At 63.3% G+C, this 15354-nt stretch carries 11 protein-coding genes; 6 read left to right on the plus strand and 5 right to left on the minus strand.

Going from position 1 to position 15354, the window contains the following annotated elements:
* Window positions 1-36 precede the first annotated feature (36 nt).
* From A0J57_RS01785 to moaB, 3 genes are read left to right on the plus strand one after another with little or no spacing between them, the layout of a single operon-like run.
* Window positions 37-753: a uracil-DNA glycosylase family protein gene (locus tag A0J57_RS01785; RefSeq protein ID WP_061938448.1), complete on the plus strand. Its 717-nt coding sequence runs from the start codon at window positions 37-39 to the stop codon at window positions 751-753.
* Window positions 750-2549, plus strand: a complete 1800-nt coding sequence (locus A0J57_RS01790) for a lytic transglycosylase domain-containing protein (protein WP_061938451.1) — start codon at window positions 750-752, stop codon at window positions 2547-2549. Before A0J57_RS01785 ends, A0J57_RS01790 begins: the two co-directional genes overlap by 4 nt.
* Window positions 2549-3076 carry a molybdenum cofactor biosynthesis protein B gene (gene moaB, locus A0J57_RS01795; RefSeq protein WP_061938454.1) on the plus strand — a complete coding sequence of 176 codons (528 nt, stop codon included), beginning with the start codon at window positions 2549-2551 and terminating at the stop codon, window positions 3074-3076. The genes A0J57_RS01790 and moaB overlap by 1 nt, the downstream gene beginning before the upstream one ends.
* A 22-nt stretch (window positions 3077-3098) precedes the next feature.
* Here the strand turns inward: moaB and A0J57_RS01800 are convergent, their stop codons facing one another.
* A complete protein-coding gene (locus A0J57_RS01800) occupies window positions 3099-3608 on the minus strand; it encodes a YbjN domain-containing protein (RefSeq protein ID WP_235600755.1) in 510 nt (169 codons plus the stop codon).
* A gap of 80 nt (window positions 3609-3688) precedes the next feature.
* Between A0J57_RS01800 and A0J57_RS01805 the strand changes: the two genes are divergently transcribed.
* Window positions 3689-4756, plus strand: a complete 1068-nt coding sequence (locus tag A0J57_RS01805; RefSeq protein WP_061938457.1) for a PA0069 family radical SAM protein — start codon at window positions 3689-3691, stop codon at window positions 4754-4756.
* A gap of 85 nt (window positions 4757-4841) precedes the next feature.
* On the opposite strand, the gene dnaE is transcribed toward A0J57_RS01805, so the two are convergent.
* The gene (dnaE, locus tag A0J57_RS01810; RefSeq protein WP_061938460.1) at window positions 4842-8378 is read right to left on the minus strand and encodes a DNA polymerase III subunit alpha; all 3537 of its coding nucleotides are present in this window, start codon (window positions 8376-8378) and stop codon (window positions 4842-4844) included.
* Window positions 8379-8506: 128 nt separating this feature from the next.
* Here dnaE and A0J57_RS01815 point away from each other — a divergent pair, with 128 nt between their 5' ends.
* On the plus strand, window positions 8507-10315 hold the full coding sequence (locus A0J57_RS01815; RefSeq protein WP_061938463.1) for a diguanylate cyclase: 1809 nt from the start codon (window positions 8507-8509) through the stop codon (window positions 10313-10315).
* Here A0J57_RS01815 and A0J57_RS01820 read toward each other — a convergent pair.
* On the minus strand, window positions 10301-10990 hold the full coding sequence (locus A0J57_RS01820; protein WP_048577091.1) for an ABC transporter ATP-binding protein: 690 nt from the start codon (window positions 10988-10990) through the stop codon (window positions 10301-10303). The two genes, A0J57_RS01815 and A0J57_RS01820, sit on opposite strands and share 15 nt — an antisense overlap.
* Window positions 10983-12233: a lipoprotein-releasing ABC transporter permease subunit gene (locus tag A0J57_RS01825; protein ID WP_061938466.1), complete on the minus strand. Its 1251-nt coding sequence runs from the start codon at window positions 12231-12233 to the stop codon at window positions 10983-10985. The genes A0J57_RS01820 and A0J57_RS01825 overlap by 8 nt, the downstream gene beginning before the upstream one ends.
* A 538-nt stretch (window positions 12234-12771) precedes the next feature.
* Between A0J57_RS01825 and A0J57_RS01830 the strand changes: the two genes are divergently transcribed.
* On the plus strand, window positions 12772-13236 hold the full coding sequence (locus A0J57_RS01830; protein WP_007685769.1) for an Hsp20 family protein: 465 nt from the start codon (window positions 12772-12774) through the stop codon (window positions 13234-13236).
* A gap of 54 nt (window positions 13237-13290) precedes the next feature.
* On the opposite strand, the gene A0J57_RS01835 is transcribed toward A0J57_RS01830, so the two are convergent.
* The gene (locus tag A0J57_RS01835) at window positions 13291-15219 is read right to left on the minus strand and encodes a potassium transporter Kup (RefSeq protein WP_061938469.1); all 1929 of its coding nucleotides are present in this window, start codon (window positions 15217-15219) and stop codon (window positions 13291-13293) included.
* Between the last annotated feature and the right edge of the window lie 135 nt (window positions 15220-15354).

Here is a 15354-nt window from a genome sequence, read left to right on the forward strand (position 1 = left end):
TTGACCACGGCGTCAACCTCTGGCCCAAGACAATCGATGCGGGGATTATTGCAGGAAAATCTGGCGGAGACCGCCAATGCCTATATGGCGTGGTGGAGGCTGGCCGGCGTGGATTGCGCCATCGGGGAGGAACCGACCAACTGGTTGCGCCCCGTTCAGGAGCCGCCGCGAACGCGGATCGCCGCGCCCGACGATACTCTCGCCCAGACTAAGCCCCAGTCTTTCGACTCCTTCCTGACCTGGCTTGCGGAGGACGCCGCCCAGCCGGAGCGGCGCTGGCCGGGCGCCGCGCTGATGCCCGCAGGGCCTGTCAACGCACCTCTCATGGTCATCACCGACATGCCCGATCCCGCAGACATCGGGGCAGGAGCCCTGCTCAGCGAGCGTGCGGGTCAATTGTTCGATGCCATGTTGCGGACGATCGGCCTCAAGCGGCAGGACATCCATCTGGGGTCGCTCTTCCTGTCCCGTCCGCCGGGCGCGATGGTGGAGGCGTCGGACCTGGCGGCGGCCGCAGCGCGCATGCGCACACATGTGATGCTTGCCTCCCCCCGAAGATTATTGTTGTTGGGCGACCGAACGATCCGCACCCTTCTGCCAACGCCGGAGACAGGTTTACGGAATTTTAACCATGATGGCGGCACCTTACCCGCCTTCGCCACATTTCACCCGCGTTTGCTGCTTGGCCAACCCGCAGCAAAGGCAGAATGTTGGCGTGTGCTGCAAGGTCTGATCGAGGAAATGACTGAGTGATTCGCGCAACCACCCTTTCATCATGCCTGGCAGCGCTGGCTTTCGCCGCGACGGCCATGCCGGCAAACGCCGACACGGCGGTTACTGTTCCCGCGATTGCCAGGGAATTGCCCTCATCGCCTCTCCAGCTGAGCGAGGCCGACAAGGGCCGGTACAGCGCCATTTACGCCGCCTTGCGGGACCAGAAATGGATGGATGCGAAGGCGATGATCGGCGCGCTGGACGCACAGGACGCTTTCCGCCCGGTCGCCCTGGCCGAACTCTACCTCGCAAGGAATTCCCCCAGGGTCGAGCTGTTCGAACTGCTCGACCTCATCAACAAGGCGCCATGGCTGGACAAGGCCGATCAGCTTTCCCGGCTGGCGCAGAAGCGTGGCGCCACGATCCTGCCCACCCTGCCCCAGGTGCAGAAGATGGTCTGGCTGGGTGGCGCGCCCCGCCGCGAATATGTGTCGGCGGTGAAGACCGATGCGCTGGCTCAGGCACTGGTCGGTCAAATCCAGCCCTTCATCAAGAATGACGATCCGGCCGGCGCCGAAGCCCTGCTTTCCACCGGTGAGGCGGGGCTGACGCCGGAGGGCCTGACCGAAGTGCGGCAGCGCATCGCCTGGGCCTATTATATCGAAAGCGACGACGCCAACGCCCGGCGCATGGCGGCGAAGGCCCTTGAAGGCCGCAGCGGCGGCGATTGGGCTGTGCAGGCCTATTGGACCACCGGCCTTGCGGCCTGGCGCCAGAATGACTGCCGGGCTGCAGCGCCCGCTTTCGGCAATGTCGCGGCGCTGGCCGGCAATAGCGACATGCGCGCAGCGGGCGCCTATTGGGCGGCGCGCGCCTATATGGTGTGCGGAGAACCGGAGCGGGTCGAAGCCCTGCTGAAGACCGCTGCGCGCTCGGAAGAGAGCTTCTACGGCCTGCTGGCCCGCGAAACGCTGGCCGTGCCCCTGGGCGGCGCACCTGCCGCACCTCGCTTCGGCGCTACGGAATGGCAGCAGCTCAAGGACAGCCCTAATGTGCGGGCAGCCGTCACCCTGTCAGCCATTGGTGAAACGGCACGAGCGGACCAGATCCTGCGCTATCAGGCGAAGATCGGCGGGACCGGCCAATATGATGCGCTGATCCGGCTGGCGGGCGCGCTGAGCCTGCCGGAAACCCAGCTCTGGCTCGCTCATAACGGTCCTGCGGGCAAGCAGCCGGGCAGTTTCGCGCGCTTCCCCGCGCCCGATTGGCGGCCGGATGGTGGATGGCGGGTCGACCCGGCGCTGATCTATGCCCATGCGCTCCAGGAATCCGGTTTCCGCCGGGATGTCGTGAGCAGCGCAGGCGCGCGCGGACTGATGCAGGTGCTGCCCAGCACGGGCAGCCTGATGGGGCTTTCCGCGTCCGATCAACTGTTCGTGCCGTCGACCAATATGGAATATGGCCAGCGCTACCTCGAAAATCTGCGCGACATGGGCGCGACCGGCGGGCTGCTGCCCAAGGTGATGGCCGCCTATAATGCCGGGCCGATGCCCGTCGAGCGTTGGAACAGCGAAGTGAAGGACAATGGCGACCCGCTGCTGTTCATCGAATCCCTGCCCTATTACGAAACGCGCGCCTATGTGAACATCGTGATGCGCAACTATTGGATGTATCAGATCCAGGCGAAGGGCAGTGCGGAATCGCTGGCCGGCATGGCGCAGGGACTTTGGCCGACCTTTCCGGGAACGAAGGGCACGCGCCTGGTCCGCCTGGCTCCCAGGAAGCCGATGGCCAGCGCAAGCATCGCCGCCAGCATTGCCGGCGGTTCCGACTGATGCCGATCGACGAAGGCCGGCCCTTCCTGCCGGTTCGGATTGCATTGCTGACAGTGTCGGACAGCCGCACGGCCGCCAACGACAGGTCGGGCGACATTCTGGCGGATCGCATTGCCGCCGCCGGCCATGTCCTGGCCGACCGTCATATCGAGCGGGACGAACGCTCGGCCATCGTCGCGCGCCTGCATGGCTGGATCGACGATCCGCAGATCGACTGCATCATCACGACAGGCGGAACGGGAGTCACGGGCCGCGACGTCACCCCGGAGGCTCTGGCGCAGGTGCAGGACAAGGAAATTCCGGGCTTTGGAGAGTTGTTCCGCTGGCTCAGCTATCAAAGCATCGGCACGTCCACCATCCAGTCGCGGGCGACCGCCTGCGTCGCACGGGGCACCTATATCTTCGCGCTGCCTGGATCGACGGGCGCGGTGAAGGATGCCTGGGACGGCATCCTCGTCAGCCAACTCGACAGTCGTTTCCGGCCCTGCAATTTCGTGGAACTCATGCCGCGCCTGACCGAACGCTGAGACATCGCCACAATTTGCGGCCTCATTTGGTCGGCGCAGGGTTTTCCTTGAAGAATTTGCTGGCCTCGCCCAGCATGACCGTCCACCAGTCGATCACATCGGCGAAATTCTTCTGGTTAAGCCCGCCGACGGTCGTCACGTCAAAGGCGACCGCCAGCGATCCGTCGTCCCAGACGGACATCTGCGCGAACCTCTTGTCCTTGTTCCATTTATTGGCAAGCTCCGGCGTATTGCCGCCGTCATCCTCAAAGCTCACCTGAAATTGCAGCGATCCGCAATGCCGCGTCTGCTCGCATTCATAGAAGAAGATCGAGTAATCATAGCCGCTCGCCGCGCTTTCGATCTTCGGATTGCCGGTCTGCTTGCTCTTGCCCAACAGCGCCTTGTATCCGGCGGCCTGAAGCGCCTGCACCACGGTTTGCGGATCGCTCGCGCATATCAGGCCCGCACCGCAGGCCCCAGTGTCAGCCGCCAGGCCGGGCGTTGCCAGAGCCATCCACAAGCCTGCCACGGCGATGATCTTTCGCATCATGTCCCCCTTTTCGAATGGGCTTCAGATGAACCGGCGGATACGGCCTTGTCAACATGTTCCCTTTATGTTCTAATTCCGAGATGGCGGTTGAGAAAGGCAGAGGTGCGACGGTAAACGGCGAAAGCCGGCGTTTCAACATGCCCGAACGAACGTCCGACGGCGATTGGCTGGATGCCCTGGCCGACATTGACGGCGTCCCGCCGCGGCGACGTACGGAGGTGACGGTAGAACGCCCTCGAACCATCATCAGCCGCAACAACTCTCCCGACATTGCCTTCAGCCAGTCGATCAACGCCTATCGGGGCTGCGAACATGGCTGCATCTATTGCTTCGCCCGTCCGACCCATGCCTATCACGACCTGTCGCCGGGCCTGGATTTCGAAACCCGGCTGTTTGCGAAGCCCGACGCGGCAACGTTGCTTCGCAAGGAGCTTTCCAAGAAATCCCATCAGGTCAACCCGATCGCGATGGGCACCAATACCGATCCCTATCAGCCGATCGAACGGGATTGGAGGATCACCAGACAATGCCTTGAAATATTGTGGGAATGCCGTCATCCGGTCTATATCACGACCAAATCCGACCGGATATTGCGCGACATCGACCTGCTGACCTGCATGGCGCGGGAAAGGCTGGTCGCGGTGATGATTTCGGTGACCTCGCTGAATCCCGCCACGGCCAGAACGCTGGAACCGCGCGCGCCGCATCCGCTTCGCCGGGTGGAGGCGATCCGGCGGTTGGCGGATGCGGGCATACCGGTCGTCGCCAGCATATCGCCCATAGTTCCCGCTATCACCGATCATGAGATAGAGGATATTGTCGCTCGCGTCGCATCGGCTGGCGCACGGGACGCCAGCTATATTCCCGTCCGCCTGCCCCATGAAGTCGCCCCGCTGTTCCGCGCCTGGCTGGAAGAACATTATCCCGACCGCGCGGCCAAGGTGATGGCAATCATCCATGACATAAGGGGCGGTCGCGACAATGACGCGAATTTCGGCAGCCGGATGCGCGGGCAGGGAGTATGGGCCGACCTGATCCGCACGCGCTTTCAAAAGGCACGTAAACGGGCGGGCTTCACTGGAGAACGGGTGACTCTACGCACCGATCTGTTCCGAAGGCCGGAGGGTGACCAGATGAGCCTATTCTAGGGGTTCAGGCTCCAGATCGAGCTTCGGAACTGGGGTTCCTGCACATGGCGACGGTGAGAGCAAGCTGTCCTCGACCGGAGGAAGCTCAACCAGCCACCAAGCGCAAGCCCGAACGCCGATTGCGTGCGCGATAGCCGTCCGCTTTGGCTTCCATCCGTTCGAACGACCCAATGCGCAGGCCGGCAATCGTCGCGATGCTGTCGACCTGGTCCGCACCGATCAGATAATCGTCGCCCAGGAACAGCCGCGCCGCCTTGCCTCCCCCCACGGGCGCACGCAGGAAGACTTCGCTCCGTCCTCCCTTCGCGCGCGCCAGAAGCTGCGCCAACGTTCCGATTGCGGCTGCATCGCTCACATCGACCACCAGTTCCATGCGGGAACTATTGGCCAATTGGCGGAAAGGCTCCACCCCGCGGACCGTCACCCGCGGCGTTTCTTCGCCCGGCAAGCGGTCCAGTTCAACCATCAGCAGCGCGCAATCGCCTTCGCGCGCCATATCCTCGATAGCCTTGCAGGCATCCTCATCGAAGCAGCTTGCCTGGAACTGACCGCTGCTGTCGGAGAATGTGGCGGCGGCATAACGCGCACCCCGCTTGGTTTCACGCCAGCGCACATCCTCGACCATGGCCGCCATCACGCCGGTGGCACGTCCGCCCTCCGCCACCGGTTCGGCGCAAATCGCGCCATAGCTTTTCGCGCCGCGCGCCTCTGCCAGATGGCGGTAGCGGTCCACCGGATGCGCGGAGAAATAGAAGCCGAAGGCATCCTTTTCCTGCGCCATGCGGTCCGCCGTCGACCAGGTCTGGTGCGGCGGGATGCGGACATCCGCATGCGGCGTTTCGACATCTCCGAACAGACCGCCCTGACCGCTTTCCCTTGCCTCCGCAGCGCTGGAGGCGACGCTGAGGATCGTTTCCGCCGCTGCATGGACACCGGCCCGGTCGGCATGCACGCCGTCGAAGGCGCCAGCCGCCGCCAGGCTTTCCAATTGCCGCCGGTTGAGCAGACGCGGCTCGATCCGGTCGGCAAAATCATCCAGCGACTTGAACGGGCCGCCAACCTCCCGCTCGGCCACAAGCTGTTCCATCGCCTTCTCGCCCACGCCTTTCAGCCCGCCCAGCGCATAGCGTACGGCAAAGCCCAGGCGCGGGTCGTCGCCTTCATATTGGACCGGCTCGACCGAAAAATCCGCCAGGCTGCGGTTGATGTCCGGCGCCAGGCAGCTCAGCCCCATGCGCCGCATGTCGTCCACGAACACGGTCAGCTTGTCCGTCAGGTGGATGTCGAAGGCCATGGACGCGGCATAGAATTCCGCCGGATAATGCGCCTTCAGCCAGGCGGTCTGATAGGCGAGCAGAGCATAGGCGGCGGCGTGCGACTTGTTGAAGCCATAGCCCGCGAACTTGTCGATCAAGTCGAACAGTTCGTTCGCCTTGCCCGCCGCGATGCCGCTGTTCGCGCACCCCTCGACGAAGCGGGCGCGTTGCGCATCCATCTCCGCCTTGATCTTCTTGCCCATGGCGCGGCGCAGAAGGTCGGCATCGCCCAGCGAATAGCCCGCCAATATCTGCGCGGCCTGCATCACCTGTTCCTGATAGACGAAGATGCCATAGGTCTCTTCCAGGATCGGTTTCAGCAATATATGTGGATATTCAATCTCTTCCTGACCGTTCTTGCGACGGCCGAACATCGGAATGTTATCCATCGGCCCGGGGCGGTAGAGCGACACCAGCGCGATGATGTCCCCGAAGTTGGTTGGACGCACGGCGGCCAGCGTCTTGCGCATGCCCTCCGATTCCAACTGGAACACGCCGACCGTATCGCCCCGCTGGAGCAGTTCATAGACCGCCGGATCGTCCCAGCCGAGCGAATTGAGGTCGACCTCCACCCCCCGGCCCGCAAGCAGTTGCACCGCCTTCTGCAAGACGGACAGCGTCTTGAGGCCAAGGAAGTCGAACTTCACCAGCCCCGCGCCTTCGACATATTTCATGTCGAACTGCGTCACCGGCATGTCGGAGCGCGGATCGCGATAGAGCGGCACCAGTTGCGACAGCGGCCTGTCGCCGATCACCACGCCCGCCGCATGGGTGGAGCTATGGCGCGGAAAGCCCTCCAGCTTCATCGCATAGTCGATCAACCGCCTGACCTGCGCGTCATTGTCATATTCCGCCCTGAACTCCGCCACGCCGTTCAGCGAGCGTTCCAGCGTCCAGGGATCGGTCGGATGGTTGGGCACCAGCTTGGCCAGGCGGTCGACCTGCCCATAGCTCATCTGCAGGACGCGGCCCGTGTCCTTCAGAACGGCGCGCGCCTTCAGCTTTCCGAAGGTGATGATCTGCGCGACATGGTCCGTGCCATATTTCTGCTGGACGTAGCGGATCACCTCGCCTCGTCGCGTTTCGCAGAAGTCGATGTCGAAGTCCGGCATGGAGACGCGTTCCGGATTCAGGAAGCGCTCGAACAGCAATCCCAGTTGCAGCGGGTCCAGATCGGTGATCGTCAGCGCCCAGGCGACGACCGATCCAGCGCCCGAACCACGTCCCGGCCCCACCGGAATGTCATGATCCTTCGTCCATTTGATGAAGTCGGCCACGATCAGGAAGTAGCCCGGAAATCCCATCTGGATGATGATGTCGGTTTCGAACTGCAGCCGGTCGAAATAGGGCTTTCGCGCTTCCTCGTCGGTGATGCCGGCCTTGGCCAGCCGGGCTTCCAGCCCTGCCGTCGCCTGCTCGCGCAGCATCTTCGCCTCGCCCTCTATGTCCCCGGCCAGGCTGGGAAGGATGGGCTTGCGCTTGGGGGCGGCAATGGCGCAGCGCTGGGCGACCACCAGCGTATTGGCGAGCGCTTCGGGCAAATCCTCGAACAGCCGCCTCATCTCCGCCGCCGGTTTCATCCAGGCGTCCGGCGAACTGGTGCGACGGTCGGGCGTCTCGACATAGGCGCTGTCGGCAATGCAGAGCATCACGTCATGCGCTTCGTGAAAATGCGGCTCGGCAAAGCAGGTCGGGTTGGTCGCCACCAGAGGCAGGTCGCGGGCATAGGCAAGGTCGAGCAGTTCCGGTTCCGCCTTCCCTTCGATGGGGTCGAAACGGCGGCAGATTTCGATATAGAGCCTTCCGGGAAACAGCGCTTCCAGCCGCCTGGCATAAGCCAGCGCCGCAGCAGGCTGATCCTCGGCGAAGAGCCGCGCCAGCGCGCCTTCCCCTCCGGCGGTCAAGGCGATCAGGCCATCGGTCCGCCCCTCCAGCATGCTTAGGCTGATATGCGGCACCTCTTCGACGGGCCGGTCGAGATGCGCCATGGATACCAGCGCACAGAGATTGTCATAGCCGACCGCATCCTGCGCATAGAGGGCGATCCAGTCGTGCACGGGCGCCGCATTGGCCGGCCGGTCGGGGCGCGAAATGCCGATCATCGCGCCGATGATCGGCTGCACCCCCTCCCCCTTGCAGGCGTCGGAAAAGGCCATGGAGCCATACAGGCCGTTACGGTCGGTGATGGCCGCGGCGGGAAAGCCCAGAGCCCTGGCCTGCTTCGCGATCTTCTTGGGGTCGATCGCCCCCTCCAGCATGGTGAAGGATGAAAAGACGCGAAGGGGGACGAAACCGGCATGGGGCATGAGCTCATCTAGGCATTCCCACCGATTCGGCGCCAGCCCCCGGACGCAGAAAGTCGTGGGTAAAATTGCGCCGTCACTGGCCGATGGTTAACACATCTCCAACTATTGAGTTCTAGCCTGAGCGGATCATGCGTCTATCCACCATCACCAACTATGCCTATGGCGCCACCGTGGCCCTTACCCTAGCTTCGGGGGCGGTCATGCTGATGGCCTCCAGCGCGGAAGAAAAGGAGCGGGCCGCCGTCGAGCAGCGGGCCGTGTTCGACCAGATGACCGCCACGCTGGAGGAAGACACCTATCGGCTGACCGAGCAGGCGCGCGCCTATGTGATTACGGGCGATCCGTCGCATATCATCGCCTATCGGCGGGAGAAGGCGGCGCTCCGCTCTGTCGAGCAGCGTATTCTGCATCTGCGCGACCGGGGAGCAAGCATCAGCGAACTGGCGGCGTTGCGGCAGGGGTTGCACTGGGCCGACGCGCTGACCGATGAGCAGGAAGCCGCCATCAACGCCGCCAAAAAGGGTGACCGGGAGACTGCGCGCACCATAGTCTTCGGGGACGAATATGGCCGGGAACTCGATCGCGTCGCCGCCCAGATCGGCAAGTTCCAGTATATGCTGGACCAGCGGGCGGAAAACACCGTCCAGCAGGCGACCGAAGCGGCCCGGCAGTGGCGCATCATGTCGGAAATCATGCTGGGTGCTACCGCCCTGCTGTTCCTGTGCGTGCTCTACTTCATCCTGAAGCAGCGCATATTGCGTCCGGTTGTGAGGCTGAGCGATGTCGTGACGCGCCTCGCCGCGCAGGATTACGCCGCTGTGCCGCCCGACTTTCCCCAGGTGGACGAGATTGGCGACATGGCGCAGGCCATCCGCATTTTCCGGGAAAACGGCCTGGAAAGGCAAAGGCTGGAGCAGGAACGCGATGCGGACCGGATCACGCGCGACCAGCTTTCCCGCATGACGCAACGCCTGCAGGGATGCGACAGCACCAGCGACCTGGTCGAGGTCGTCCGGCGTTTCGCGCCTGAGATCGCGCCGGGTTTTGCCGGGCGGCTCTACATTCACGACACGCGCCGCAACATGATGGTGCAGGCCTGCGACTGGCTGTCGCCCCGGCAGTCGGGCGGCGATTTTACACCCGCCGCCTGTTGGGCGCTGCGGCGGGGGCAGATTCACAAGCCGGCCGGCGATCTGGTCGACATTCCCTGCGAGCATCTGACGGGAAATGCGCAGGTCCGCACCATCTGCATACCGCTGACGGCGCAGGGGGAGAGCATCGGCCTGCTCTATGTCGAGCAGCCCGAGGATCGTACCGCCGATCAGATCGGCCGCACCGAGAAATATCTGGAGATGCTGGCGGAAAATATCGGCCTGGCTCTTGCCAATCTGCGGCTGCGCGATGCGTTGCGGCAGATGGCCATGGCCGATCCGCTGACCGGGCTGGCCAATCGTCGCCGCTTCGATGCGGTGTTCAACGAACAGGTGGCCCATGCCGAAAGCGCCCTGACGCCGCTGGCCTGCCTGATGGTCGACATCGATCATTTCAAGCGGTTCAACGACGCCCATGGCCATGATGCGGGCGATGCCGTGCTGCGCGCCGTGGGCGGCGTGCTGGACGAAGCGTTGCGGGAAAAGGATTGCGCTTTCCGTCTGGGCGGGGAGGAGTTCGTGCTGTTGATGCCCGGCTTCGCGCAGGATCAGGCCATCGACCGCGCCATTCAGGTGCAGCAGAAATTGCAGGAACTGCGAGTCGAGCATCGGGGCGAAGAACTGGGGCCGATCACAGCCTCCTTCGGCCTTGCCGTCTTCCCCGACCATGGCAGGGCGGAAACACTGGTCCGGACGGCGGACGCCGCGCTGCTTCGGGCGAAGAATCAGGGACGGAACCAGATCGTCATCGCGACGGTCCGGGATGCGGCGTCACATTCCGCCTGAACTTTCCTCCAGCAGCCCTTCGTGAAGGCGGACAACCCGGTCCATCTTCTCCGCCAGTCTTTCATTATGCGTCGCCACCAGCGCGGCGGAACCTTCCTCGCGCACCAGCCGCAGGAATTCGGCCAGCACGACGTCGGCGGTCCGCTCGTCCAGATTGCCGGTGGGCTCGTCCGCAAGGACCAGCGCAGGCTGGTTGGCGAGCGCCCGCGCCACGGCCACGCGCTGCTGCTCGCCGCCGGAAAGCTGGCTGGGCCGATGTTCCAGCCGATGGCCAAGCCCCAATGACCCGAGCAGGGATTCGGCGCGAGCGCGGGCCGTTGCCATCTCCGCATCGCGGATCACCTGCGGCAGGATGACATTCTCCACCGCATTGAAGTCGGGAAGCAGATGGTGGAACTGATAGACGAAGCCCAGCGCATCCCTGCGAAGCCGCGTCCGTCCGTCATTGTCGAGCTTCGCCGCTTCCTCGCCCGCGATGCGGATCGATCCGTCGAAGCCGCCCTCCAACAATCCTACCGCCTGGAGCAGCGTCGATTTCCCCGATCCCGACGGACCGAGCAACGCCACGATCTCTCCCGGCGCCACCGACAACTCGACACCGCGCAACACCTCTATGGTGACGCCGCCCTGAGTGAAGCTGCGCTTGAGGCCTGCGACCTTCAATATCTCATTCATAACGCAGCACCTGCACAGGATCGGTATTGGCGGCCTTGAACGCGGGATAGAGCGTCGCCAGGAAGCTGAAGATCAACGCCATCAGGCAGATGATGGCGATCTCCACCGGATCGGGCTTGGCCGGCAATTCGGTGAGGAAGCGGATCGACGGGTCCCAGAGATTCTGCCCGGTCATGAACTGGATCGCGTTCACCACGCTCTGACGGAAGAACAGGAAGGTGAAGCCCAGCACCATGCCCGCCGCCATGCCCAACGCGCCGATCGTCACGCCCACGGTCATGAATATCTTCACCAGCCCGGCCCTGCTCGCACCCATGGTCCGCAGGATGGCGATGTCGCGCGTCTTCGCGCGCACCAGCATGATGAGCGAGGAGAGGATGTTGAAAACCGCCACCAGCACGATGATCGACAGCACGACGAACATGGCGACGCGCTCGACCGCCAGCGCCTCGAACAGCGAGGCATTCATCTGCCGCCAGTCGGTGACGATAGCGCGGCCCGCGACCTTGCCGGCCAAGGGTTCCAATATGGCGGCCACCTGGTCGGCGTTGACGGTCTCCACCTCGATCATGCTGACGACGTCGCCCAACAGCAGCAATGTCTGGGCGTCTTCCACCGGCATGACGACGAAGGCCTTGTCATAATCGTAGATGCCGACCTCGAAAATGGCGGCCACTTGATAGGATACCTGCCGCGGCACCGTGCCGAAGGGCGTCGAACGGCCCGCGGGATTGATGATGGTAAGGCTGTCGCCCAACTGGATGCCCAGATTTTCCGCCAGCCGCGACCCTATCGCCACCTTGCCGCCATTGGGGGTCAGCGCGCTCAGGCTGCCGGCCACGACCTTCGCCTTCAGCGTTGCATTGTTGCGGATGTCGTTCACGGTCATGCCGCGCACCAGCACCGCTTCCACCCGCCCCTGAAAGCTGCCCAGCAGGGGCTGCTCGATCAATGGCGTGGCGCTGGTCACGCCGGGCGTCGCCTTCGCCTCCCTCAACACCGACTTCCAGTCCGGCAGGCGTCCGCCATAGCCCTGGACGACGGCATGACCGTTAAGGCCCACGATCTTGTCGAACAGTTCGGCGCGAAAGCCGTTCATCACGCTCATCACGATGATCAGCGCCGCCACCCCCAGCATCACGGCGGCCAGGCTGATGCCGGCAACCAGGAATATGAACCCCTCCCCCTTGCCGGGCAGCAGGTAACGCTTGGCAATCATGCGTTCGTATCGGGATAGAATCATGACGGCGCGAATGGCCTCTCGATTGGACAGGCAGCCCGTCTAGCATGCTATCGACCGACGGCAAGCATTGCCGGATTGTTGCACCGGAGCCACAGCCTCGCGGGGAAAATCACAAGGCTGGGAAATAGCCCGTGACAGCGGCCTGCTCTATACATAGCACAGGCGACGAAGCACAGGTAAATGGCCGTGGTTCAGGGATACTGCATCCCGCTTCGAGCTTAGGGGGCTGAGAAGCGGTTGAGGCAGGCCAAGGGGGAGACGAGCAATCGTCCATTAGTACCCGGGTCGTGGAAACACGGCCCGGGTACTTTTCTTTTCGGGCTTGAACGACCAGCCATTGGGCCGCCTCCGGGCATGTGAACAAGGCTGCGCATGGCGCCCGCCACACATCCAAAATCCCGTCGCCAGACCACTTGAAACGCTTTTCCATCGAACCATATCAAAGCCGTCCAGCCGCCATATGGGGTTGGACATGATACCGCCGGATGCCTTGTTCTGGGTCCGGCATGTTCATTTTGCTCTTTGGGAGATTATGACAATGCGTGGTTTTGACCTTACCCCCTATCGCCGCTCGACCGTGGGCTTCGATCGTCTCTTCGACCTGATCGAGAACAACGCCCGGTTGCAGCAAGGCGACAATTATCCCCCGTTCAACATCGAACGGATTTCCGAAGATCGCTATCGCGTCACGCTGGCCGTCGCGGGCTTCCGGACGGACGAGATCGACATCACTGCCCAGCAGAACCTGCTCCAGGTCACCGGGCGCAAGGAAGAATCGCAGGGCGGCGACCGCTCTCGCTTCCTGCATGTCGGCATCGCCAACCGCAGCTTCGAACGCCGCTTCGAACTCGCCGATTTCGTGCGGGTCGAAAAGGCCGACCTGGCCGATGGTCTGCTGACGATCGAACTGGTGCGTGAGGTTCCGGAGGCGATGAAGCCGAAGAAGATCGCGATCAACGGCGGTCAGCTCGTCGAGATCAATGCCGATCGCGACGCGGCCTGATCCGCTTGGATGGAAGATGGGGCGCGGCGGTCCTGCCGCGCCCTTTTATATGGATCAGATCTCGACCTGGCTGCCCAGTTCGACCACGCGATTGGTCGGCAGCCGGAAGAATTCCATTGCGCTTTCCGCATTGCGCAGCATCCAGGCGAAAATCTTCTCCCGCCACAGCGGCATCCCCGGCTTGGCCGACGGCAGCAGCGTCTGCCGGGCAAGGAAGAAGCTGGTGTCCATCATCCTGAACGCCTGACCGCAGCCAGTCACATTCTTGAGCGCGGCGGGGACGTCCGGTTCCTGCATGAAGCCATATTGCAGCACCAGCCGGAAGAATCCGCGGCCCAGATCCTCCAGCTTGAAGCGCCCGTCATCTTCTACAACCGGCACATCCTTGATCTTGACGGTCAAGAGGATGACGCGCTCATGCAACACCTTGTTGTGCTTGAGATTATGCAGCAGCGCATGCGGAACGCCATCGGGCGTGGAGGTCATGAAAACCGCCGTACCGGGCACCCGAACCGCGCTGTTCGCGGCGGACGCGACGAAGACGGGAATCGGCATGGCCGCTTCGCGCAGCCGGTCCTGAACCAGACGGCGCCCGCGCGACCAGGTGGTGAGCAGGGTGAAGATCACGAAGCCGATCAGCAGCGGGAACCAGCCGCCATCGGGCACCTTGGTGAAATTGGCGGCCAGATAGGCGCCGTCCACCAGGAACAGCACCGAAAGCAGAGGCGCCGAATAATACCAGCGCCATTTCCATAGCCGGTAGAGCAGCACCGTCAGCAACACATTGTCGATGAACATCGCGCCCGTGACGGCGATGCCATAGGCGGCCGTGAGGTTCGAGGAGGTCTGGAACACCAGCACCAGCAGGATCACCATGACCATCAGCCCCCAGTTGATGAGGGGGATGTAGATCTGGCCGGCCGTCGACGCGCTGGTATGCGCAATCCGCAGGCGGGGCATGAAGCCGAGCTGGATTGCCTGCTGCGTGACGGAAAAAGCGCCGGAGATCACCGCCTGGCTGGCGATGATCGCGGCCAGCGTGGCCAGCCCGACCAGCGGCAATTGCGCCCATTGCGGCGCCAGATAATAAAAGGGGCTGTGAAGGGCGGCCGCGCCCTCCCGGAACAGCAGCGCGCCCTGCCCCATATAGTTCATCATCAAGGCGGGCAGGACGAAGGTCAGCCAGGACACGCGGATCGGGCTGCGTCCGAAATGCCCCATATCGGCGTAGAGCGCTTCCGCGCCCGTCACGGCCAGCACGACCGCGCCCAGGGCGAGGAATGCCGGCAGCGGATCGGTGACGAAGAACATGACCGCCCAATAGGGATTGAAGGCGTGAAGGATGCCCGGCGTCTTGACGATGCTGATGATGCCCAGAACCGCGATGGTCAGGAAATAGAACAGCATGATCGGGCCGAACAGCGATGCGACCCGGTTGGTCCCCAGTCCCTGTATCCAGAACAGGCCGAGCAGGATGACGACCGCGGCCGGCAGGATCAGCGGCGCAAGGCTGCTGTTGTAGACCGCCAGTCCCTCGACCGCCGACAGCACCGACACGGCGGGCGTGATCATCGAGTCGCCGTAGAAAAGGGACGTCGCGAACACGCCGAGCAGGACGATGCCGCGCGACCATCGCTGCGTCCTGGTCTGACCGTTGATCAGGGCGAGCAGGGCGAGACTGCCCCCCTCCCCCTTGTTGTCCGCACGCATGATGACGGTGACATATTTCAGCGTCACGACCAGCATCATCGACCAGAACATCAGGCTGATGACGCCCAATATATGATCCGGATCGAGGTCCAGATGATGATGTCCGGCGAATGTTTCGCGGAAGGCATAAAGCGGGCTGGTGCCGATGTCCCCGAAGACGATGCCGATCGCACCGACGACCAGCTTCAGCGTGGCCTTCTGTCCGGCATGACCGTGATCATGGGCGCTCTCGTCATCGACGCGCACGGCGCCGTTGGTGATCTCGTCAGCCATGAAGAAAATGCCGAATTGTCATGATCTTTGGACACCCGAACGGGGAAGCGGCCCGTCTTGTCATTCCATAAGCCCCCGCAAACCGCCGCGCCCTATCACGGCTCCCGGGCGGTGGCAATGATGCCGCTGCGGCTT

The sequence above is a fragment of the Sphingobium sp. 22B genome (genome assembly GCF_001580035.1).
Lineage (GTDB): Bacteria > Pseudomonadota > Alphaproteobacteria > Sphingomonadales > Sphingomonadaceae > Sphingobium > Sphingobium fuliginis.

Coding starts and splice junctions, on each gene's coding strand:
- A0J57_RS01785 (WP_061938448.1), top strand. CDS start 37: ATGCGGGGATTATTGCAGGAAAATCTGGCGGAGACCGCCAATGCCTAT.
- moaB (WP_061938454.1), top strand. CDS start 2,549: ATGCCGATCGACGAAGGCCGGCCCTTCCTGCCGGTTCGGATTGCATTG.
- A0J57_RS01800 (WP_235600755.1), bottom strand. CDS start 3,608: ATGATGCGAAAGATCATCGCCGTGGCAGGCTTGTGGATGGCTCTGGCA.
- A0J57_RS01805 (WP_061938457.1), top strand. CDS start 3,689: ATGGCGGTTGAGAAAGGCAGAGGTGCGACGGTAAACGGCGAAAGCCGG.
- dnaE (WP_061938460.1), bottom strand. CDS start 8,378: ATGCCCCATGCCGGTTTCGTCCCCCTTCGCGTCTTTTCATCCTTCACC.
- A0J57_RS01815 (WP_061938463.1), top strand. CDS start 8,507: ATGCGTCTATCCACCATCACCAACTATGCCTATGGCGCCACCGTGGCC.
- A0J57_RS01820 (WP_048577091.1), bottom strand. CDS start 10,990: ATGAATGAGATATTGAAGGTCGCAGGCCTCAAGCGCAGCTTCACTCAG.
- A0J57_RS01825 (WP_061938466.1), bottom strand. CDS start 12,233: ATGATTCTATCCCGATACGAACGCATGATTGCCAAGCGTTACCTGCTG.
- A0J57_RS01830 (WP_007685769.1), top strand. CDS start 12,772: ATGCGTGGTTTTGACCTTACCCCCTATCGCCGCTCGACCGTGGGCTTC.
- A0J57_RS01835 (WP_061938469.1), bottom strand. CDS start 15,219: ATGGCTGACGAGATCACCAACGGCGCCGTGCGCGTCGATGACGAGAGC.